We start from the raw sequence: 21428 nt of genomic DNA, 5'->3' as shown, positions 1-21428 counted from the left end.
TCTAAACAACCAATCGTTTTCTTTCATAGGGCAATCATTAATGAACAAGAACCTGGACTCACTCTTGGATGGCCAGCAGACCCGTCTGCTATTTTCGATTCCGCTTCGACCGATTCAAACGCGTCGATTTCAACCGACGGGTTTCCCTGATCTGGGGCCGGCCCAATATCAGGTCGACGAGGGAACGTGCCTGTTGGTCGAAAGTGCCCAAAGCATGGCCAACCGTCTGGAAGAAGTCTGCTGGGATAAAGCAATCGACCAACTTGTCGCTCCCTTGCGTGGGCTGAGTTACGTTCGGGTCAATAACCAGGATGGAGACTACCTGACCAGCACGATCACGGAAGCTCATCGGTTGAATAGTCCATACATTCTGGAAGGCAAGGATGATAGCTTTGCCAAACAGCTAAAGGAGGACTTATCCGTTTTAGCGACCGGTCCGATAAATCGAAAAGTATTGGCCGAGACCTTATTCAAATATGACGCGAACTCATTGATCCATGGCATCTTTCTCGCCAAGAAAGAACTTGCCGGTGGACGATTGCGAGTAGCGCGAGCTTTATCTGCATTCATCGAGGCCGAGCAGGTTGAAATCGCCATGTCAGGTGGTGTCAAAAATGACCACGTTGACCCGAGTGGTGATACATCGAAAGGCTTTGGCAATGTTCCTTTTTCGCGTGAGGAATTCACCGCCGGCAAGATTACGGCCTACTTTAATATCGATCTTGCTCAAATACGTGGCTATGGACTCAACGACCAGGCAACGCGTCTGCTGGTACTTCTGGCGTTGTTTAAGATCCGCAAGCTGGTCGACGGAGATTTGCGTCTGCGAACGGCCTGCGATCTGGAGGTTGATCAACAAGAAATGCCCAAGATCACGGCAAGCCGTCCCGCAGGCTTTGAACTTCCTTCGAGCGAGCAACTGGAGCAGGAACTTTCTACCGCGATCAAGGCCTGCCAGGATTCTTTTGCCGGAGATCTGGGCGTTACGACCGTCTCATACAAGCTATAATTGGATCGGTAATTTACCCCATGCCTACCATCGAATTTACCTTTCCGGCCCATCGCTACCATGCCACGTTGACGGGGACACATGTCAACGAGGGCCGTATCGAGTGGCCTCCCAGTCCTTGGCGATTGCTCCGCACGTTTTTGGCAGTCGGCTATACGCGGCTTCACTGGAACGAACCACCTGTCGCCGCGATTCAACTGCTTGAGCAACTCGCCTCGACGCTACCGGCCTATCGAGTGCCCCGCACTTACGAGGCTCACTCACGGCACTACATGCCGTACATCGAGGGAAAGAATGAGAAGACTACCAAGGTAATTGATGCGTTCCTGCGATTCCCGAAGCAGAGTTCGCTGCTGGTTCATTATGATGTCGATTTGAACAGTGAACTGAAGTCACTCCTTGAAAGTTTAATTTGTTCCATTACCTACCTTGGGCGAGCCGAATCTTGGACCGATGCCAAGCTGATTGAAGAACATCAGCCTGACGAAAGCTGGTTTCAGCCTTTGACAGAAGATCGAACGAGCATCCATCCATTACGGCTGTTGTCTGCCATACCGCAATCTGAATACGAAAGATGGCGCGTCAAAGCAGTGCAGCGAGCGGTAGATCAGGAATCATCCAGCAAGGGCAAGAAAGTAAGTTCCACTGCCAGAAAGAAACTGGAAGCCGCCTTCCCGGTCGATTTGATCGACTGCTTGTCCTGGGATACGGCCGACGTTCGCAAATATCGCTGGAATAGAACCCCAGGCACGAAGGAAGTTCTATACTCTGCTCCTGAGCCCTCGCCACGAAGCGCTATTTCTAGTTATCGATCAGCCCCAGCGAAACCGGTTGAAGCCGCACTGGTGGCTCTGGCGATTGATCGAGACAAAGCTTCTCGGCTTCCTGCCATGTCGCGCTGCCTGCCGCAAGCTGAGGCGATGCATGCTGCCCTGGTACGAATCTTAGCACGGGACATTAAGGCTCATTCCGAATCGATCATCGGTCGTACGCACGACGGCAAGCCATTGCAGGAAAATCACCGGCACGCCCACTTTGTCCCGCTAAGCCTTCACGGAAGTGACTTGCTCGACCACATGCTCATTCATGCTCCAATGGGGCTTGATGACGCGGCTCAACAGGCTATTCGTCGATTGCGGTTTACATGGGCAAAAAAGATCCCTCGTATTGTGCTTCGCTGGATTGGATTTGGTTCGCTGAAAGAAATCGAGCAACAAATCAACGCCCAAAGCGGACGTCGATTACCAATCTTAGGCAGTTCGACCGTCTTGCATAGTGAAACTCCCTATGTGCCATCACGACATCTAAAGCTCAAGCGAAGTCGCTACACACTCGAAGACGATATCTGCCGGGAACTTGCATCTAGGGGGTATCCCAAACCATCAAGAATCGAGGTGTGGAACGATGATTTGAGTTCCGGTCATCGCCGTCTTGCTTCAACCCATCTTTTGACCTACGTACGAGCTCGACAATCTGACAAACCCCAGCCGCCAGATTCAAAGGCCTTTGGGTTAACCTTGCATTTTGACGAGACGATCTCGTGTCCTTTGGCTATTGGATACGGTAGTCACTACGGACTAGGTCTGTTCTCTGCTGGTTCTTGACGATAGCAGCTGAGTTTACTTCGGAGGCGTTGCCATCTGTTCCCGCCCCAACAGCGTGCAAGACGGATAGCCAGTCCGTGTAGCAAAGTGTAGTTAATCTCCCAAATTAGACCTGAATTTGTCGCTATTTACCACAATTTACAAACCCTGAAATTCGGTCTGAATAACTCTATTTTTCCCGAACTCCTTGATCAAATTCACACTCGGAATTCTACTTGTCATCGGCAAGTATCAAGATGATGTTCGGGCGATCTTTTGACCCGGCGCTAAGTGGTGTTGCAAGAAAGAGTTGTGTGATGAGCACCAGACTCACCGCAATCGCGAGTGTAGTTTCTCTGGGTAGCAAATGACGTGGGAATGTTCGGCGGCAATCGGGCGTTACAGAACTACGCGTCGAAATGGCAAGGAATTGAAACATGTGGATACCCATTCTTCGGATGACGAGACGGCTGCGTATGTTTCAATCTCGTGACTGGCAATTTTGATGGCTCAACACGCGCATAAAAAGACCAAGGGTTCGCGGTCGGCAAACCGCATGTTGATCCCTTGGAGACAAGGAACCGAAACCGGTTCCATTTCTCAGTGTCCTCTCTCGTATTTCGTAAGTCAATTCCCAGCGGCAACCGGAACAACTTCCAGTGGTAAAATTAAAGATGGCGAGGATTCGAAAGTCGCGTCGCCCACAGCATGGCTCTGCGTGGCATTGGAAGTAGACGGACTGCTGGTATATCACACCACTAGGGATGAAGAAGCGGGAAGAAATTCGCGAGGTGCATAGTTCTTTTCGACGAGGATGGGTAACAAATACTGGGCAAGCAGAACAAGGAACCGGCTCTGGCCTGGATCAAATTGACCAACGAACTGACGCCTGCCTCGTTCCCACCGTCGAAAGACTGGACGGCCGCGTAGGTCTGCGAGACTTACCTGGCGGACCTCACCAACACGGCGACGCCAGAGTTGAAATGCCCCAAAAACCTGGCCCACCGTTATGAGAGTTCGGATTGGGTAAAAGGAATCGCAGTGGGCTGCTGGAGTGAGGGCGTAGCCCGCATGTCAGCTGCTCCAAAACACCAGTGTTCAGATTGTGGTTATTGATCGATTATTAAACCTGCATATATGGCACTGAAGGAAGGGATGTTTCCCGTTGTCAAAAGTTGCTGAGCAAGGCAATTCATCAAAGACGTTTTTTTTCTCGTTTTCTTCGTAAAATAGAGTGCTCTTCTTGGAAATCACATTGTGGCAGTCCTATGACCCACTGTGAGCATTCTCTGGACAATCATTTCTATAGAAATGAACATGCCCCACTGGGAAGGCTTCGTTTAGGCAAGACGCTTTGCGCCGGACGCTTTTACCCTTTACTTATCTTATCTCCACACACTCATCCAACTATTTAAATGTGTTATGCGCAGTTCGTGTTGGTCCCGCGAAGTGAACAATGACGAGGCACCTCAAAAAATTGCTGGATATCAAAGGCAACGCCAGTGGGATATCTCACTTGGCTTATCTGTCTGAGATGTCGGATTGTGCACAAAATTGGTCGGGTTTCACACAGAAGCTAAAAAAATAACTGATAGATTTATAACTGTCGCGGGCTATCAGCTCGATTTCTCGTGGTAATTGCGTTCTTATTCAATTCCTTTTCTGATTGGGAGTCATCTCATGCGCATTCAAAATGGCCAGGCTCGCGGGTTCACGCTAGTCGAGTTGTTGGTCGTCATCGCCATCATCGGTGTGTTAATTGCCTTGCTGTTACCGGCTGTGCAGCAAGCACGTGAAGCTGCACGACGGATGTCGTGTTCAAACAATCTGAAGCAAGTTGGGATTGGTTTGCACAACTATCACGACACGCATGGGTCGTTTCCCCTTGGCGTTCGCCAGGGGTATTCCAACTCGTTCGGCCCTTCGTTCTGGGGCGGCATGTTGCCGTTCATCGAGCAGGGACCGCTCTATGACCGCTTGAATTTCAGCGTTTCCAATAGCGGTTGGAGTGCCAACAGCGCCGTGCTTACTGGAACGGCTCCAACGACGCTTGTATGTCCTTCGTTTGCTGGCGACGTCAATACGATGCCGCAAAACGCATCCTGGGATTCGGCTACCACGTACATCGGTATCGCGGGTGCGGTGATCAACAATGCAAATTACACCGAATCGCGAACCGCGACCGGGTTTGATTGTTGTTCGCACTCAGGCGGCCACAACAATGGAACGACTGCAGCGGGCGGTATGTTGATTGCCAACAAGGTCCTGAAATTCAAAGACGCGACCGACGGGACAAGCAACACGCTGGTGATTGGCGAACTGGGAGGCCGCATGTATACCGCCAATTCAAGCTCGTACGCCAACATTGCTGGCTCGAACGTCTTGATGTCTGCCAGTGGTATTTACCATGGCTGGCTGATGGGAACCAACGGTGGAGGAACTCCAACCACGCAGCGTGCCTTTAACCTCACCACAATCCGTTACGCCCCGAACACGCGAAACTTCGATCTCGACGGGATCAACGGTAACTATGGCCCGAACAACCCATTGCTTTCCGATCATCCTGGTGGGGTGATGGGAGTGTTTACGGATGGTCATGTGGAATTCATTTCCGAAACTATCAATCTAGACATCTTGAAGTATCAGGCCACGCGAGATGATGGTCAGGTCATCTCCGGTACCTAGTTCACGCAATTATCGAAAAACTTCGATCGTCGCCGGCCAGATTGTCTGTCGCCGGCGATCGCCGTTTGTGCTTCGTTTCCTGATAAACCATTCATTGCTTGTTGCGAGAAACGTGGTATGTCTATCAAAAAGAGCTATGGCGGATTCACGCTTGTGGAATTGTTGGTCGTCATTGCGATCATAGGCGTTCTGATTGCCCTTTTGTTGCCGGCCGTTCAACAGGCACGTGAAGCCGCACGGAGAATGTCTTGCTCGAATAATCTTAAACAGGTGGGTGTTGCTCTCCACAACTATCACGACACCCACCTGGGGTTTCCCCTCGGTGGATGGCGATCGACGGCAGCGACCTCGAGTCCGTTTGGCACCTCATGGTGGGGAGGACTCTTGCCGTTCATTGAGCAATCAGCTCTGTACGATCGAATCAACTTCGAGGCCGATCGACCAGGCTGGAGCGGAAACACTTCCGCGTTGGTAGGGACTTCGCCCACGGCGATGGTTTGCCCCTCTTTTCCTGGTGAAACGTCCGGGTGGAACAGCCGAGCCTGGGACTCGGCGGCGACCTATATCGGAATCGCCGGCGCGGTCATCAATAACACGAATTTTACCGAGTCGCGTACCAATACGGGCTTCGCTTGCTGTTCCCACTCGGGAGGAACCAACGATGGAGTCATTTCCGGAGGGGGAATGTTGATTCCCAATCGATCGATCCGTTTTCGTGATGTGACTGACGGGTCAAGCAACACGCTTGCCGTTGGCGAATGTGGCGGACGTATGTTCACGGCGAACTCCGGTTCCTTGACCAATATCTCTGGGCCAAATGTCTTGATGACGGCCGCCGGGCAACATGGTTGGTTGATGGGCTCCGAGGGAACGGGAACCCCGCCTTCGTATTCGAACCATCGCGCATTTAACATCACCACCGTCCGCTACGCGCCAAACGAGAAAAACTACGACTTGAACGGCATCAGTACCAACTATGGTGCCAACAACCCCTTGATTTCCGAGCACGCTGGTGGCGTCATGGCCCTCTTCGTGGATGGTCATGTTGAGTTCATCGCGGAAACGATTGATCTCGATATCTTCAAATATCAGGCAACCCGAGATGATGGTCAGGTGATCTCTCAAAATTAACGTTCATTTTCCAATCTACTTTCTCATCGCCCGAGCACCGTCGGGGGCATTCAGAGGGAACAACAACGTGAAAAGATTCAGTGCATTAATTCTTTTACTCTTTCTCGTGCTTGCGGGATGCGAAGAAGCAAAGCCCGGCTTGAAGGGTGTGCAAGGCAAAGTTACCGTCGACGGTCAGCCTGCTCCCGAAGGCTCGCAGGTTAGTTTCAACCTGGTAGGAGGAAGCTATTCGTTTACCACGCGCACCAGTGCGACGGGGGAATACTCATATCTTCCACCTCCTCAGGCACCATTGGAGGCAGGTGAATACGAAGTGGCCGTCTTGCCCCCCCCAAGCCAGACAACCACGGACGAGACCGGACTATCAATCGAAGTGAAAACTAAAGGCGCTCCGAAGAACTACGGGAAGTTCTCCGACCCCAAGTCGAGCGGAATCAAGGCAACACTTGGCGGTGAGGTCATTACGCTGGATATTGCTGTTGAGACGTAAGGCAATTAGCTACTTCGATTAAAAGTAAAGATCCGTCCAGAGCATTCTGGTCGGATCTTTACTTGTGGTTAGTCCACCGCATAACGATGTCCTGCCTGGCCAAGCTTCGCGAACGAGTTGATCTCTTCACTCAGAATCAATCGCTTTCGTGAACGCAGATAGACTCTGGGGAAAGAATTACCCCAGAATCTCGTGGATGATATGGCCTTCCACATTAGTGAGACGTCGATCTATCCCATTGTGGCGAACGGTCAGCCGCTCGTGATCGAGTCCAAGCAGATGCAGGATCGTGGCGTTGAAGTCGTAGAGCGGATGAACATCTTGAACGGCCGTCTTGCCCAGTTCATCCGTGGCACCGTGGCTGATGCCTGGCATGACGCCTGCCCCGGTCATCCACGAGGTAAAGCCGTCGGGGTTGTGGTCGCGTCCTTGCGATCCCTTCTGAAACATCGGCATGCGACCGAACTCGGTACACCAAACGACCAGAGTGTCCTCTAACATGCCCCGCTGCTTTAGGTCCTTAATGAGCCCCGCCGCCGGTTGATCGAGAATGTGAGCATGCTTGTCGTATTGTTGCTTGAGTTTGTTGTGCCCATCCCAGTTCAACTCGCCGCCGCTTGCGTAGGCTCCATTGAAGAGCTGGACAAAGCGAACACCTCGCTCGACCAGTCGCCGGGCCAGAATACAGTTTCTAGCAAACGCGGCTTTGGTCTTGTCGGGCGAGTCTGCACCGTACAACTTCAAGATGTGCTCTGGCTCGCTCTCCAGGTTCATCACGTTGGGAATGCTCAGTTGCATTCTCGCTGCTAATTCGTAGCTGGCAATCCGCGCGGCGAGCTTTGAGTCATGTGGGTTTTCCTCCATATGACGCTGATTCATCCGGGCGAGAAACTGACGAGACGCATCATCTTTCGCGGCAGAAACGCCGCTAGGCTCCAAGTGGTGAATCGGCCTGGTCGCACTGAAGGTGGTGCCTTGAAACGCGGCAGGCAGAAAACCAGGTCCCCAGTTGTTCGAGCCATTCTGAGGAACGCCACGGGGATCTGGAATGGCAACATACGCAGGCAGTTCTTGCGTTTCGCAGCCCAACGCGTAAGTTACCCAAGCTCCCAGGCTGGGGAATCCATCGAGCACCGACCCGGTTGAGAGGAAGTTCTCGGCAGGACCGTGGGTGTTGCTCTTGCTCGTCAGCGAGTGGATGAAGGTCAGGTCATCGGTGAGTTCGGCCAGGTGCGGCAGCATGTCAGAGACCATCTTGCCGGTATTGCCTCGCGGGCGAAACTTATACTGCGGACGTGCTAGGTTGCCAGCCGGCCCTTGAAAGGTCACCGCAGGGCCATTCTCCATCGGCTTGCCGTCCCTCTTCTCTAGTTCCGGTTTATAGTCCCATGTGTCGAGATGACTCACGCCCCCGGCACAGAAGATGACAATCACATTCTTCGCTTTTGGGGGAAAGTGGGATGACCGGGGCTGATAAGGACGCGAGGGGTCAATTGTCTGATCGTCCGCGGCAAGCATGCCTTCCTGGCCGAAGAGGCTGGCTAACGCGATGGCTCCCAGTCCGCTCGCGGCATTACTCAGGAATCGGCGTCGATCGAGCCAATTGATGACAGGTTCGACAGGAGAGTGAGGTCGAAACATTCCAATTCTTTCAGCGAATAAACAGGAACTCGTTGCTGTTGAATAAAACGCGGCAAAGGGAGTCGAGTCCGTGTTGGTCGACTAGAGTGGTGGCTTCTTTCTGCTCTTGCGGCGTCGGAGGTCTTAGCAGCACACGCTGATAAACAGCCTCAACCTGCAGAGGAACATCGGCGTGCTGATTCTTGAGACGCTCGGCCAGGCTGCGAGACTGCTCGAGCACAAACGAACTATTGAACAAATTCAGAGCTTGAATCGACGTCGTAGATTCTCGGCGGCGAGGGGTACTTTGGCCGTAGTCGGGACTGTCGAACGCTCCGAACACCGGATCCCGCTCACGCCGTACGCGATGCGAATAGATCATGCGACGCAGACCATCCTTTTCGAAGGATTCAATGGGAGAGAACCCAGATAGCCCTCCCCGCTTGTCGAAAAGACTGAAGCCTGGGCCTCCCATTTCGAGATTGAGATTCTCGTTGATCGAGAGAATCGAATCGCGAATCACCTCGCCCATCAATCGCTGGGGAGGATATCGCCAAAGCAGACGGTTATCGGTATCGACTTCGGCCGCTGCGGGATGAAAGGAACTGGACTGACGGTAGGTCGAGGAGAGCACGATGAGACGATGCATGTGCTTCATGGACCAGCCACTTTGTATGAATTCTGCGCTGAGCCAGTCCAGTAGTTCAGGATGCGATGGAGGGACCCCGTTGTGTCCCAAGTCGTTCGAGGTTTCAACCAATCCCATGCCGAAGTGACCTTGCCAGATGCGATTGACCATCACCCGTGACGTCAATGGGTTGTTTTCGGAAACGATCCAGTCGGCCAGTGCCAGGCGTCGTTGCACTTCGGGGGCGTCATTCGAGAGGATGGTGGTGCCCAAGAGATCTGGCACCGCAGGTGAAACACGCTCTTTTGGCATTTCGGGACTTCCCCGCCCCAAGATGCGAATCTCGTCGGGTTCTCGAAAGGTACCAGCGAAGACGGAGCGGCTACCATCCAATTGGCTCAACTTCTTGGCCAGCATCTCTTTCTCGTGCAGCATCTTGCGGATTTGCGACTGCTCTCCTTCGGCTATCGTATTCACGTCCAGCGGGGCGTGGCTGTTCTTTTGCGGATCGAAGGGATGCCGGTTGGTCGAGTCGGCGACGCTCTTCCAGGTACCGTTCTCGTCGCGGACCTCAATAGTGTACTCCATCGCCAGTCGATCCGAGAACTTCCCCTGACGATCGCGTCCCCAGACGACCTGTTCAATTAACTGAGGTTCGGCGAACTCGACCGCGACCCATCCACCCCCGACTTCGTTGGACATCCAACTGCTGGAATTGCCGTAATTGCCATCGTTAATTAGACGAAGCTCATGGCGATTGGGCGAGACATTACTTCCTGAAGCGGTGAGCTTTGTGCCATGTTCGGCCAGGGCAACGTTGACTCCTTCGATGTTGAAGACCTCCAACTCGTCGATACAAGGTTCATACCGGTTGGTGGCTTTCACCTGGAAGCGGACCTGCCGTGTACGAACCGGAGTGAAGCGATCGATATTTTCGTACGAGTTGACCATCGGCCGTAGCGAGGTGGAATCCGCCAGCGGAGCTGCCCGCCCAAGAAGCATCGTCAGTTCGTGTTGCCGTTGGGTCCAACGCTGCAGTTGATCGCGCTGCATGTCCCCAAGCGGAATTTCAAATTTACGATCCTGGTACTCGACCCCGGATACGAAGGCCTGCATCTCGTAGTAGTCGCGCTGCGAGATGGGGTCGAACTTATGGTTGTGGCACCGGGCGCAGTGAATCGTCATTCCCAGGAACGAGGTCCCGATGTTGGTAACGATCTCATCGATCGAGTCTTGCCGGGCCAATCGCTTGGAAGCCTCGTCTTTGCCGATTTGCCCGGGCAAAAGAACCGACGCCGTGACCAGAAAGCCCGTAGCTGCATCGGCGTTCAATGTGTCGCCTGCAAGTTGTTCGCGAATAAATTGGTTATAGGGAACATCTTGATTGAGTGCCTCGATGACGTAGTCGCGATAGGGCCACGCGTTGGGTCGCTCGGTGTTGACCTCGAAGCCATGCGTATCGGCGTAGCGAACCACGTCCAGCCAATGTTGCGCCCAGCGTTCCCCATAACGAGGCGAATCTAGGAGTCGATCGACTACGCGTTGATAGGCATCTTCACGATCGTCGTCTCGAAACTCAATCCACTCTTGCTGTGTCGGGGGAAGTCCGATCAAGTCGAACGTCACCCGGCGTAGCCAATCGCGACGAGGGGCATCCTCGGAGGGAGAAAGTTCCTTGGATTCCAGTCGTGCGAGAACGAACAGGTCTATCGGATTGCGTGGCCAATCCGCCCGCGTTACCACTGGCGGGACGGACCTTTCGATGGGACGAAAAGACCAATGGTCGCCGGGATTTGTCAGCTTCACTTCATCGACGCCATCGGGCCACGCGGCCCCTTGTTCGATCCAGCGCTTGAGTGTGGCAATTTCCGTAGAGGTAGGAGCTGCCCCCTCAGGCGGCATCTGCAAGTCAGCATCTTCGTCCGCGATGAACTGCAAAAGGGGACTTTCTTCCGGCTTACCGGCGAGGATCGACTCGCCGTAAAGTTCGCCCCCTTTCATGGCTTCCGAACGAACATCAAGTCTCAGGCCACTTTTACGAACATCGCCTGCGTGGCACTCATAGCAATATTTCTGCAGAATCGGACGGACATCTCGAACGAAGTCCACCGTTTCCGCGAACGTGGTATCGTTTGCCAGCACTATGCCAGGAAGAAAGATTGCCAGGGCAAGCCAACGCATCATGAGATCTCACCGGGATAATCTAAAAACATCTTTGCTCACCCAAATATTTCCATAGAAGCGTCGTTTTTAACGCTGTTGAGGATCGTATTTATGACAATTGAGGTGAAGACAATGTCGTCGTTTACAGCTGTTGAAACGCTTTGTTTGCCCTGATCTATCCTAAATCAGAAGAGGATCCGATGACACTCCGTACTGCATGAGCAATGGCGGAGTCAGCGATTTAGCGGTACGGATTGCCAGCGGCGAAGAGGTGTTCCATTTCAGCATCGGACATGGCACGGCCTAGGATCAGCATCTCGTCAATGCGACCACTTAAGGTGCGATCAAGCGTGTTCCAGTTGCCGATTTGCGCAGGCCCCAGGCGGGCAGGATGGGCCTGAGAAAGCTTCGATTCGCTATCGAATTTGCCATTGAAATAGAAGCGGACCGTCTTTTTGTCGGAATCGTAGACGGTGGCTAAGTGAACCCAACGCCCTTGTTCAGGAAGAACACTCGTTTGCGAGTCAGGAAAACCTTCATTCGGGCGGTCACTCGGAGCAAGCTTGTTGTCCCGGAGGGCCAATCGCATGGTCGTCAAGCGAGTGACCATCCAGTGAACCTGGCCTTTTTTGGTGTCATCCCAACCGTCGGTATGCAGAAGCGAGTGGTATGGTTCGCCTAGATGATCCAAGCGAACCCAGGCAGCCAACGTTAATTGCGGCCATAGACGCTCGCCCCCTACGTCGAGTTTCATGTGATCGCCCACGTTGACGAATTCTGCAGCTTGTGAGCCTGGCCAGCGACCTTGAACGCAACGATACTTCCCTGGTTGCTTCTGTTCGGTCTCGAAGTCGAATAGGGCAATGAGTTGCGGGTCGTCACGAAGCTCTTGGAGGGCCCACTGGGAACGTTTGGGCTGACCAGCTTGAAGTGCGGCACTCAGCGAATCAACTTCGCCCGGCTGAATAAAAGCACCCGATCGAAAGCTGCTGGGGGTTCCTGCCGCCGATTGCAACCGAAATGCCTGGCTATTGCGAAGATTGCTAAGATTACCCCCATCGGTCGATTGGGCAACGACTTCACCCTCAAATACATGGATCTCTGCTTCGCCAGCTTCCGGCATGTCGACTCCAAACTTGGTCCCCAGGTCGATGGCTTGACCAGTTGGCGTTATCACCGTAAATCCATGTGCTTCCTGAGGGACATCCGCGGCCAGGCGACCATGCTTCAATTGCAACCGCTGGGCAGATTCAAAGGAGAACAGCGCAGGAGCTTCGATAGCGATTCGAGTACCACGCGTCGTTACTAATTGAACCGTTCCGGCCTGGATGAAATGGGACTCCGTGCCGATGGTCATCCCGGTAGACAGACTCTGAGCACCTGCAGCATATTCTACGATGGCAAACTCGGGGCTCTTGGCAAACCAGACCAGCGATCCAGCAAGGATCATCAAGCTTGCCGCGATCAGGAAAAGCAGACTCACCCAATGGTGATTGTTGCCGCCATCAGGCGACGAGGCACTGACCTTTTCTGGCGTTGGCTCAAATTGAACTTGTGGAGCACTTTCTTCCGACAACTCGGCAGTGACTTCGGCTGTTTCATGCATCATTTCCTTGGTCGCTTCCATGAGAGCTGAATCGAGATTCAACATTTCTCGAAATGCACGCCGAGAATCCAGGTCGCTCCGTAGTTCCTGATTCATCTGGAGAACTTGCTCGGGAGTCGCTCGACCCTCAAGGTAGTCTTGCACGTTTTGGCGAAATCTAGCTTCGTTACTCATAGGTTCGCCTCGCTGGCGAGTTGACGTTGAACGCATTCCAGCAGCATCTGCCGCATTCGATAAAGCCACTGGTAAAAACCGGCTGTCGTACGGCCGCTTGTGGCCGCGACCTCTTGGATTTTCATGTCAGGATGATAGGCATTGGCCAATAGCGAGCGTTGATCACTGGGAAGCTTGGCAAAGCAAGAACGAAAAGCATGCCGCTGTTGTTCGAGATGCCGATCTTCCTCGTTTGATTCATCAGCGATCAGGGCCACGACATCACTGTCGAGCACTAAACGTCTGCGGCCATGGTCGCGCAACCAGGAGAGCACTTTATACCGAGCAAAACCGAACGCCCACGACCGAAAATTGCCTTCTTCTTGGAACTCGTCAAACTTCTCCCACAGTACCATAGCGACTTCCTGCAGGATATCATCGGCGTCACTTCGTGAGGGGGCCAATCGGCGCACGTAGGCCCGAATCGCCTCTTCATGGCAAGCGAATTCGCGGACAAAGCGTGCATTTCGACTGGTTTTGCTCATCAGCATGTTGGAGGCTCTCCACATGATATTTCCATTGCTGATATGTGTTTAACGAACTTTCCGTGCCCAATCTAAAATAAACGACCAAAAGAAAAGAAGTGATGCCAGTCACCGCTGCCAAACTTCGAGATCTTGTGCTCCTGGTCAATCCCGTGGGATGACCAGCTGATTCCGTTGCGTCGTCCCGGAATCCATGTCGCCAACGTACGATAGAACTGGGTTCTACCCCAAGCTTGGGATGTCGGCCTTGGTTTTGCCATCATCATGATGATTCTGAATGACGACTTCCTGGTCGATCACTATAAGGCACCTCATAGCTTCGACAAAAGCAACAATTTGCCGTGCTTTTCCAGCAGCATCAAATAATTACTTGATTTATTTTCGAGGATGTAATAGCCTGGGATCCCAGTGGGATGCTATTGTCGCCTTAGACCTCAGCTCGCGCCAAATCGTGCTGTGAACTTTTCGCGAATAGCCTTCCCTCTGTTGCCAGTGCGGTTGAAGTGAGATGCGTGTAACGATCTTTCAGATGCCGCAATGTCTACTCATGATTTTGACTCGGCAACACGATTCCCCCCTCATCGCAAGGATTCTCTTATGTCAGCTTTTCCCCCAGCGATTTGTCGAAGGCCTAAGGGTTTTACGCTGGTCGAGTTATTGGTTGTGATTGCGATCATTGGTGTTCTGATTGCCTTATTGCTGCCGGCAGTCCAGGCAGCCCGTGAGGCTGCTCGGCGGATGCAATGCAGTAATCACCTGAAACAGTTAGGCTTGGCCCTGCATAACTATCATGACACCTTCGGCTCGTTTCCGCCCGGTGGTTATAAGGGGGGAAACCAACTTAGTTGGCATGCTCGTATCTTGTCGTTCATTGAGCAGTCGGCTCTCGAAGATCAGATTGTATGGACCGCATCGGGCTACCCGGCAAACAAACCACTTACCTTGGATATCGTTCCTGATACTTTCCATTGCCCTAGTAACGCTAGCGACAAACGACGCGGCGTCTGGGGAAGTGGTCAAGTCAGCGGGCAGAATACGTACACACAACACTACAACGGTGTAGCCGGCCCAATTGGGACGAATCCGCAGACGGGTCAAAGTTACCCCGTTCTCATCGGGAATGCGTACCATTCGGCTTGTACTGGCGGCAGCGAGCGCCGTGGAATGGCGACTGGAGGAACGCTTTATGTCGACTCGAACGTACGCTTCGGGGACATTACCGACGGCACCTCAAATACACTTGTCATCGGAGAACGTTTCGAGGGCGAGACCAGCTGGATTGCCGGAACTAGCAACAGCATTGGCTGGCCCTGTGATGCAGCGGCATTTAAGAACCTCGAATACAGCGTCAATTTCTGTGGTCCCAACGAATCATGTGGTTCGTATGGCAACTCACGTCCGTTCTCAAGTAATCATCCCGGCGGAGCCCAGTTTGCCTTAGGAGATGGATCGGTTTCGTTTCTGCCGGAAACTACCGACTTTGATGTTCTGCTTTCCTTGGCGAGCCGAAGTGGCAACGAAGCCGTTTCAAAGCCCTAGTTGGGGCCGAGACCCGAGCGTCAAGGTTTCATCTCCAGATTCAAATGTGCGAGAACGCCGTATCATGAAAACAACAATTTCTGGCCTGCGTACCGACACGTTAGCATTCACTGCGTGTCTGTTGTTAATCGGTTGTCTGACGTCACTCGGCTGCCAGGCAAAATCTTCGGATCGTTTTGTGCTATCCGGAGAAGCAACGTACGATGGAAAGCCTATTCCCTCTGGCGAGTTGATCTTTACGCCTGATACTGGTCGTGGAAACAAGGGGCCGCAAGGCAAAGCGCGTATCGTTGATGGTAAATTTTCGACAGAGAACAATGGCCGTGGTGTAGTTGGTGGTCCGCACCGAGTGGAACTTCGTGCCTATGATGGCGTTCCGTACGACGGCCGCGAAATGAAAGTTGAAGAAGGTAAGCCGCTTTTCGGTTCGTTGATGGCCGAGATCGACTTGCCAGCGGATTCTGCCATATTAGATGCTGTCGTCGAGACGGAAGGTAAAAAGCCTCAGTTCGTTTTGACGGTTTCGCAATAAACCGTTGTCAAATTTGTATTTCGTTTTCCCTCCCCAAGAATGCCTCCCATGCTAAGAGAAATGCTTCTATTGCTAAAGCGAATGACTGCGTTTGCGTTGCTGTTGATTGCAGCTAACTGGTGTACATCGCAAGTGCACGCGGACGATAACCTGGCGGTTGTAAAGTATCGAAACCCAGGCTTAAAAGTGGATCTAGGGGTAGGGCTTTGGGCTTGGCCAATGCCCATGGACTGGGATGGAGACGGAGACACAGACCTCGTCGTATCGTGTCCCGATGTCCCTTTCAATGGGATGTATCTCTTCGAGAACCCTGGCGATGACGCGAAGTATCCGACGTTCAAGCCGCCGGTGAAAATTGGTCCAGGGATGCATTCGGTGCATGTTTCGTATGTGGATGGACAACCGCGAGTTCTTTCACCTGGAACGGAATGGGTGAACTTTCTAGGGGGGGAATTCAAAGAAAATAAGTCGATCTATCCGACGAAGAATGTTCATCCCAATCGTGTACGCGCCAATCAGTGGCGCTACGTCGACTATGACGCAGATGGTGCCGTTGACCTGCTGGTTGGTGTGGGGGACTGGGTCGAATATGGCTGGGACGATGCTTTTGATGCTCAGGGGAACTGGACTCGTGGGCCACTACATGGTTACGTCTATCTGGTTCGCAACACGGGAACAACTGCCAAGCCGACGTATGCCGAACCAACCAAGCTTGAGGCCGGTAGTGGCCTGGTAGATGTCTTTGGGATGCCTTCTCCGAATCTCGCTGATTTCGACGGCGACGGGGATTTGGATTTACTTTGTGGTGAATTCCTCGACGGCTTCACCTATTTTCAAAACGTGGGAACGCGAGAGCGACCCAAGTTTGCCACTGGCCAACGCCTTACGCACGAAGGTGAGCCATTGGCAATGGACCTGCAGATGATTACGCCAACCGCATTCGACTGGGATCGGGATGGTGATTGGGACCTGATCGTGGGTGACGAAGATGGGCGAGTCGCGCTGGTCGAGCATACCGGCAAGGTCGTCGATGGTATCCCGCAATTTCTCCCTCCGAAATACTTCCAGCAAGAGGCCGATGCACTTAAGTTCGGCGCACTGGCAACGCCCGTTGGCGTAGACTGGGACGGCGATGGAGACGAAGACATCATTACCGGGAACTCAGCCGGAAACATCGCGTTCTTTGAGAATCTCGATGGGGGTAATCCTCCCAAGTGGGCGGACGCCAAGCTGTTGAAGGTCAATGGAAAGCCGATCCGACCTCAAGCCGGGCCTAATGGTTCTATTCAAGGACCGGCCGAGGCGAAATGGGGATACACAACCTTAAGCGTCGCCGACTGGGATCATGACGGAAAAGACGACCTGATGGTCAATTCAATCTGGGGAAAGATTGAATGGTATCGCAACATTGGGAAGCCAGATGAGTTAGCAGAAGCCCAGCCCGTTGAAGTCGAATGGGAAGGAACTCCGCCGAAGCCGGCCTGGAACTGGTGGAAGCCTGAGGGTAAACAACTGGCAACCCAATGGCGCACGACACCGGTTGTGATCGATCTCGACAAAGATGGACTGAACGATCTGGTCAGCTTAGACCACGAAGGATACCTTGCCTGGTTCAAGCGGGAAAAGGCCGGTGACCAGTTGATCCTCCGCCCTGGTAAAAGAATCTTCACCGATCGAAGGGGCGAACCTCTACAACTCAACGCCAAAACGGCTGGTGGAAGCGGTCGACGTAAGATCTGTATTGTCGACTGGGATGGTGATGGCAAATTGGATCTGCTGCTCAACAGTCGCAGCGTCGACCTGATGCGAAATGTTTCGACAGAAGATAAGCCGTGGGCATTTGATGCTCCAGTTCAAGTACATCCGCATCGCCTGGCAGGGCATACCACGAGCCCGACGGTTGTTGACTGGAATAAAGACAATCGCCCCGATTTGTTCATCGGTGCCGAAGATGGTCACTTCTACCATCTGGAAAACAACTGGAAGCCGTACGATGCGAAGCAGGTTGGCCCCTTGACGATCGAACGGAGGGTAGTCGACGTACATCCATTCGAAGACGGCGCACGGGCCTACGGAAACCGACCGTACGTGTGGGATTCAATTCCCAAGCGGTTTGAAGGCTGGCAGTTTGTACGGGGCAATGGTGGGGAGGCTGAGCCTGCATTCGTGTCAGCGTCCGAGAATGCAAAGGCCTACTTGGCAATTTCCGCTTCGGTTAAGCCTGCTGAACTTCCAGGATGGAAGCCAGTTGAAGGAGCAACTTTCCACTACACCGATGGCGGTCGCACCATGATGCGAGTATACGATTATGACTTGTCCAAGGGAGACCGAATTGCAATACCTCAGTTGACGTGGACCGGTGGTATTCTCTTGCTGCCACCAACTACGAAGCCGAATGAAAAGCAAACGACTCGATCGGCGATCGGCAAACCGAATGTCTTGTTCATTGCTGTGGATGATCTGCGAGTGCAACTTGGGTGCTACGGTGATCCCATCGCCCAGACACCCAATATCGATGCCTTAGCCGCTCGTGGTCTGCTGTTCCAGCGTGCCTATTGCCAACAGGCTCTTTGCAATCCGTCTCGTGCGTCAGTTATGACCGGGAGGTACCCAGATTCGTTGGGTATTTGGAACCTGGTGACTCATTTTCGGGAAACACATCCTGATATTGTGACCCTCCCTGAACGATTCAAGATGGAAGGCTATTACACGCAGAACATCGGGAAGGTCTTTCATAACTATCGTCAAAATATTCAGAACGATCCGCAGTCGTGGAGCGTGCCAGCGAAGTTTGCCTGGGGGGCTCACTCAAATGATTGGTACGTCGAAGGGGAGCCATTTGAAATGCATCAGGTGCCCAAGGGGCCCGCGGTTCAAAAGGTCGACGTGCCTGACGAGGCCTACCTCGATGGCCGTATTGCCAAGGCGGCAGTCGAGACTCTCCAGCAGCGGGCCAATGACAAACAGCCATTCTTTTTGGCCGTTGGATTTTGGAAGCCCCATCTTCCATTCAATGCTCCGCAGAAGTATTGGGATCAGTACGATGTGCAGGAAATAGCGGAACAGATCAAGGATTTGCCAGGCTCGAATGCCCCAGAGATTGCTCGCCATGATAGCCGTGAAGTTCGCAGCTATACGGATATTCCCAAGAAGGGGGCGATCACTCACGAGCAAAACTTGCGATTGAATCATGGGTACTACGCTGCCATCTCCTTTTTCGATACACAAGTTGGTAAAGTTCTCGACGAGTTGAAGAAGCAAGGACTAGTTGAGAATACTATCGTCGTGCTTTGGTCCGATCACGGTTTGCATCTCGGTGAACACGATCTGTGGTGCAAGACAAGCAACTTCGAGTTGGATGCCCGCGTCCCGCTGATCATCTCCCAGCCCAGCATGACGAATCCAGGCAAGCAGAGCAACTCACTGGTAGAACTGGTTGATCTCTATCCCACGATTGTTGATCTGTGTGGCCTGGCTCCCCAATCAGCCGTGGAAGGGACAAGCCTGTTGCCATTACTTGAAAACCCAGAGAAAAGTGTCCGCAGTAGCGCGTTGACGCAGCATCCGCGTCCCGCTTATTACCAAGGCATGCCAGACGTGATGGGCTATTCACTGCGTTCTAATGACTTTCGTTACACCGAATGGCGTGACTTCAAAACCGGCAAAATGACTGCTGCTGAGCTTTACGATCACAAGAGTGATCCACAGGAGGCGACTAATGTTGTCGAGAAGTCGAAATACGAGGCAGTTCGACAGAAGTTGAGTGAGCAACTTGCAAGTCGCGTGGGCCAGAAGTAATGCTCGCGAAGCAATACACCGAGATGCACCTACGAAAATAGATCGGTCGAGAAGTAGCGTTCCATCCGATCAGGAAAAACAGTCAGGCAAATTGGATCGCCACCATGTTCTTTGTATGCCTGAACGGCAGCCAGGTAGTTGAGCCCCGAACTCGGACCGACCGGAAAACCAGCTCGAATCAGCTTCCGAGTCGTATCAATCGCTTCTTCGTCTGAGATCTCGAACTGCCTCAGATCAGGTAAATCCGCGTCGCGAAAGATGGTCGACAGTCCGTCCACCACGCCAGGAATTCGCGTACTGAAGCTACAACATTCGACATCAGAGATGAGCCGGTTGCTAACGGGACGCGCCAAGACAGGGGTGATCTGACATCCGGCCGAGGCCAGCCCCTGGGTTACGCCAACCAAGGTTCCCCCGGTTCCCACCCCACTGACGAACATGTCGACTTTGCCGCTTGGAATCTGACAAAGCACCTCCGCGGCCGTCTCATCACAGTGGGCTTTTGCGTTATCAAAGTTTGAAAACTGCCGCGGCCAAAACGCGTTGTGCTGCTCGTGAATCTGTTGGGCTAATCGAATCGAAGCATCGATCCCTTTCGCTGCCTTGGTTAACTCGACACTCGCGCCATATGCTCGAATTATTTTCACTCGTTCAGGGCTCACGTTTTCTGGCATCACGGCCGTGAAGTGTAGCCCCAACTGGGCTGATGCCAGCGCGAATGCAATGCTTGTGGATCCGCTCGAAGCTTCGACAACCTGGTCGCCAGGTTGAATAAGCTGACTCCTCATCGCTTTCGAGAGGATGTAGCGTGCAATTCGATCCTTCGTTGACCCGCTCGGATTCAGAAATTCCAGCTTACACCAGATGGTCACGCCATGCTCATGAAGCTGAATGGGTACCAGCGGAGTTGTAACGCGACTGTTCGCGAGGATGGCCAACGGATCGATCGACATCATTACTGAACCAAGTGAAATTCAACAACGTGTGAAAACGCGCAGCATAGGTTCGGAAGTATAAATCTGATTCACGATGGGTTAAAGTTAAGATCTGTCGTCTAAATGCAAATTTCCATGTTTCTATTCACGAAACCATCGAACCGAATCAAAAGATATCCATCATGCGAAAAGAACTTCCCCTTGTTGCTCTTATGTCGATGCTCCTTACTGCATCCTTCGTGGTTACTGGCAGAAGTGAAGAAGTAGACCTACCAGCCAAGGACAAGTTTCATCTGTTCCTATTGGTTGGGCAGTCCAACATGGCGGGTCGCGGAAAGGTAACCCCAGACGACAAGGTAGCGAACCCCAAAGTGTTGATGTTGAATCAGCAGGGAAAATGGGTGCCTGCCGTTGATCCAATGCACTTCGATAAGCCGAAGATGGTTGGTGTGGGGTTGGGGCGAACATTCGGGCTCGAGGTTTCCAAAAGCAACCCTGATATCACGATTGGGCTGATTCCTTGTGCGGTAGGCGGTTCTCCGATAAAGTCATGGGAGCCTGGGGCCTGGGATGCACCGACAAAAACACATCCTTACGATGATGCCATGAAGAGGGCGCATCAGGCACTTCAGTCAGGTAAGCTCGTTGGAATCCTATGGCATCAAGGTGAATCGGACTCCGGGCCAGGGAAAGCCGAAATCTACGATCAGAAGCTTCAGGAATTGATTGCACGATTTCGCAATGAACTAGATGCCGATGACGTTCCGTTCATCATTGGCCAATTAGGCCAGTTTGAAGAAAGTCCTTGGAACGAATCCAAAAAACAAGTCGATCTGGCCCATCAGAACATTGCGAAAATGGATGGCCATGTTGTTTTCGTTCAATCCGATGGGCTCACGCATAAAGGGGATAAGGTCCACTTCAACGCAGAGTCATACCGAGAATTCGGCAAGCGATATGCGAAGGCCTATTTGGAACTCACCAATAAGTCGTCCGCTAAATAGTCACCAC

The 21428-nt window shown here is 52.7% G+C and carries 14 protein-coding genes; 9 read left to right on the top strand and 5 right to left on the bottom strand.

Annotated features, from left to right (window positions below; genetic code table 11):
• Positions 1-40: 40 nt before the first annotated feature.
• The 5 genes from cas7u to C5Y96_RS23660 all read left to right on the top strand — a co-directional run bounded on the left by cas7u (position 41) and on the right by C5Y96_RS23660 (position 6898).
• A complete protein-coding gene (gene cas7u / locus C5Y96_RS23680; protein WP_105358577.1) occupies positions 41-1009 on the top strand; it encodes a type I-U CRISPR-associated RAMP protein Csb1/Cas7u in 969 nt (322 codons plus the stop codon).
• A gap of 20 nt (positions 1010-1029) precedes the next feature.
• Entirely contained in the window at positions 1030-2613 is a 1584-nt protein-coding gene (csb2, locus tag C5Y96_RS23675; protein ID WP_105358575.1) for a type I-U CRISPR-associated protein Csb2, read from the top strand.
• Positions 2614-4272: 1659 nt separating this feature from the next.
• A complete protein-coding gene (locus tag C5Y96_RS23670; RefSeq protein WP_105358573.1) occupies positions 4273-5277 on the top strand; it encodes a DUF1559 domain-containing protein in 1005 nt (334 codons plus the stop codon).
• Positions 5278-5394: 117 nt separating this feature from the next.
• Positions 5395-6408: a DUF1559 domain-containing protein gene (locus tag C5Y96_RS23665; protein ID WP_105358571.1), complete on the top strand. Its 1014-nt coding sequence runs from the start codon at positions 5395-5397 to the stop codon at positions 6406-6408.
• 67 nt (positions 6409-6475) lie between these two features.
• Positions 6476-6898 carry a hypothetical protein gene (locus C5Y96_RS23660; protein ID WP_105358569.1) on the top strand — a complete coding sequence of 141 codons (423 nt, stop codon included), beginning with the start codon at positions 6476-6478 and terminating at the stop codon, positions 6896-6898.
• Positions 6899-7075: 177 nt separating this feature from the next.
• On the opposite strand, the gene C5Y96_RS23655 is transcribed toward C5Y96_RS23660, so the two are convergent.
• From C5Y96_RS23655 to C5Y96_RS23640, 4 genes are all read right to left on the bottom strand, one after another.
• On the bottom strand, positions 7076-8539 hold the full coding sequence (locus C5Y96_RS23655; protein WP_105358567.1) for a DUF1501 domain-containing protein: 1464 nt from the start codon (positions 8537-8539) through the stop codon (positions 7076-7078).
• Between the two features lie 10 nt (positions 8540-8549).
• Positions 8550-11330 (bottom strand): DUF1553 domain-containing protein, encoded by a 2781-nt coding sequence (locus C5Y96_RS23650; protein ID WP_233199082.1) that lies wholly within the window; start codon positions 11328-11330, stop codon positions 8550-8552.
• A 220-nt stretch (positions 11331-11550) separates the two neighbouring features.
• On the bottom strand, positions 11551-13089 hold the full coding sequence (locus C5Y96_RS23645; RefSeq protein ID WP_158261390.1) for a LamG-like jellyroll fold domain-containing protein: 1539 nt from the start codon (positions 13087-13089) through the stop codon (positions 11551-11553).
• Positions 13086-13637 (bottom strand): sigma-70 family RNA polymerase sigma factor, encoded by a 552-nt coding sequence (locus tag C5Y96_RS23640; RefSeq protein WP_233199079.1) that lies wholly within the window; start codon positions 13635-13637, stop codon positions 13086-13088. Before C5Y96_RS23640 ends, C5Y96_RS23645 begins: the two co-directional genes overlap by 4 nt.
• 573 nt (positions 13638-14210) lie before the next feature.
• On the opposite strand from C5Y96_RS23640, the gene C5Y96_RS23635 reads away from it, so the two are divergent.
• From C5Y96_RS23635 to C5Y96_RS27895, 3 genes are all read left to right on the top strand, one after another.
• Positions 14211-15152 (top strand): DUF1559 domain-containing protein, encoded by a 942-nt coding sequence (locus C5Y96_RS23635; protein ID WP_105358561.1) that lies wholly within the window; start codon positions 14211-14213, stop codon positions 15150-15152.
• 64 nt (positions 15153-15216) lie between these two features.
• Positions 15217-15684: a hypothetical protein gene (locus tag C5Y96_RS23630; RefSeq protein WP_105358559.1), complete on the top strand. Its 468-nt coding sequence runs from the start codon at positions 15217-15219 to the stop codon at positions 15682-15684.
• Positions 15685-15732: 48 nt separating this feature from the next.
• Positions 15733-19482, top strand: coding sequence for a sulfatase-like hydrolase/transferase (locus tag C5Y96_RS27895; protein ID WP_233199077.1), 3750 nt, complete (start codon positions 15733-15735; stop codon positions 19480-19482).
• A gap of 29 nt (positions 19483-19511) precedes the next feature.
• Here C5Y96_RS27895 and C5Y96_RS23615 read toward each other — a convergent pair whose 3' ends face one another.
• Positions 19512-20438 (bottom strand): PLP-dependent cysteine synthase family protein, encoded by a 927-nt coding sequence (locus C5Y96_RS23615; RefSeq protein ID WP_105358556.1) that lies wholly within the window; start codon positions 20436-20438, stop codon positions 19512-19514.
• A 161-nt stretch (positions 20439-20599) separates the two neighbouring features.
• Between C5Y96_RS23615 and C5Y96_RS23610 the strand changes: the two genes are divergently transcribed.
• Positions 20600-21421: a sialate O-acetylesterase gene (locus C5Y96_RS23610; RefSeq protein WP_199188778.1), complete on the top strand. Its 822-nt coding sequence runs from the start codon at positions 20600-20602 to the stop codon at positions 21419-21421.
• The last annotated feature ends 7 nt before the right edge of the window (positions 21422-21428 follow it).

The organism is Blastopirellula marina (assembly GCF_002967715.1).
GTDB lineage: Bacteria > Planctomycetota > Planctomycetia > Pirellulales > Pirellulaceae > Bremerella > Bremerella marina_B.
This window is presented reverse-complemented; position numbering and strand designations above follow the sequence as displayed.

Excerpts from the sequence above, each read along its gene's own strand:
- cas7u (WP_105358577.1), top strand. The coding sequence starts at position 41 with ATGAACAAGAACCTGGACTCACTCTTGGATGGCCAGCAGACCCGTCTG.
- csb2 (WP_105358575.1), top strand. The coding sequence starts at position 1,030 with ATGCCTACCATCGAATTTACCTTTCCGGCCCATCGCTACCATGCCACG.
- C5Y96_RS23670 (WP_105358573.1), top strand. The coding sequence starts at position 4,273 with ATGCGCATTCAAAATGGCCAGGCTCGCGGGTTCACGCTAGTCGAGTTG.
- C5Y96_RS23665 (WP_105358571.1), top strand. The coding sequence starts at position 5,395 with ATGTCTATCAAAAAGAGCTATGGCGGATTCACGCTTGTGGAATTGTTG.
- C5Y96_RS23655 (WP_105358567.1), bottom strand. The coding sequence starts at position 8,539 with ATGTTTCGACCTCACTCTCCTGTCGAACCTGTCATCAATTGGCTCGAT.
- C5Y96_RS23650 (WP_233199082.1), bottom strand. The coding sequence starts at position 11,330 with ATGATGCGTTGGCTTGCCCTGGCAATCTTTCTTCCTGGCATAGTGCTG.
- C5Y96_RS23645 (WP_158261390.1), bottom strand. The coding sequence starts at position 13,089 with ATGAGTAACGAAGCTAGATTTCGCCAAAACGTGCAAGACTACCTTGAG.
- C5Y96_RS23640 (WP_233199079.1), bottom strand. The coding sequence starts at position 13,637 with ATGTGGAGAGCCTCCAACATGCTGATGAGCAAAACCAGTCGAAATGCA.
- C5Y96_RS23635 (WP_105358561.1), top strand. The coding sequence starts at position 14,211 with ATGTCAGCTTTTCCCCCAGCGATTTGTCGAAGGCCTAAGGGTTTTACG.
- C5Y96_RS23630 (WP_105358559.1), top strand. The coding sequence starts at position 15,217 with ATGAAAACAACAATTTCTGGCCTGCGTACCGACACGTTAGCATTCACT.
- C5Y96_RS27895 (WP_233199077.1), top strand. The coding sequence starts at position 15,733 with ATGCTAAGAGAAATGCTTCTATTGCTAAAGCGAATGACTGCGTTTGCG.
- C5Y96_RS23615 (WP_105358556.1), bottom strand. The coding sequence starts at position 20,438 with ATGATGTCGATCGATCCGTTGGCCATCCTCGCGAACAGTCGCGTTACA.
- C5Y96_RS23610 (WP_199188778.1), top strand. The coding sequence starts at position 20,600 with ATGCGAAAAGAACTTCCCCTTGTTGCTCTTATGTCGATGCTCCTTACT.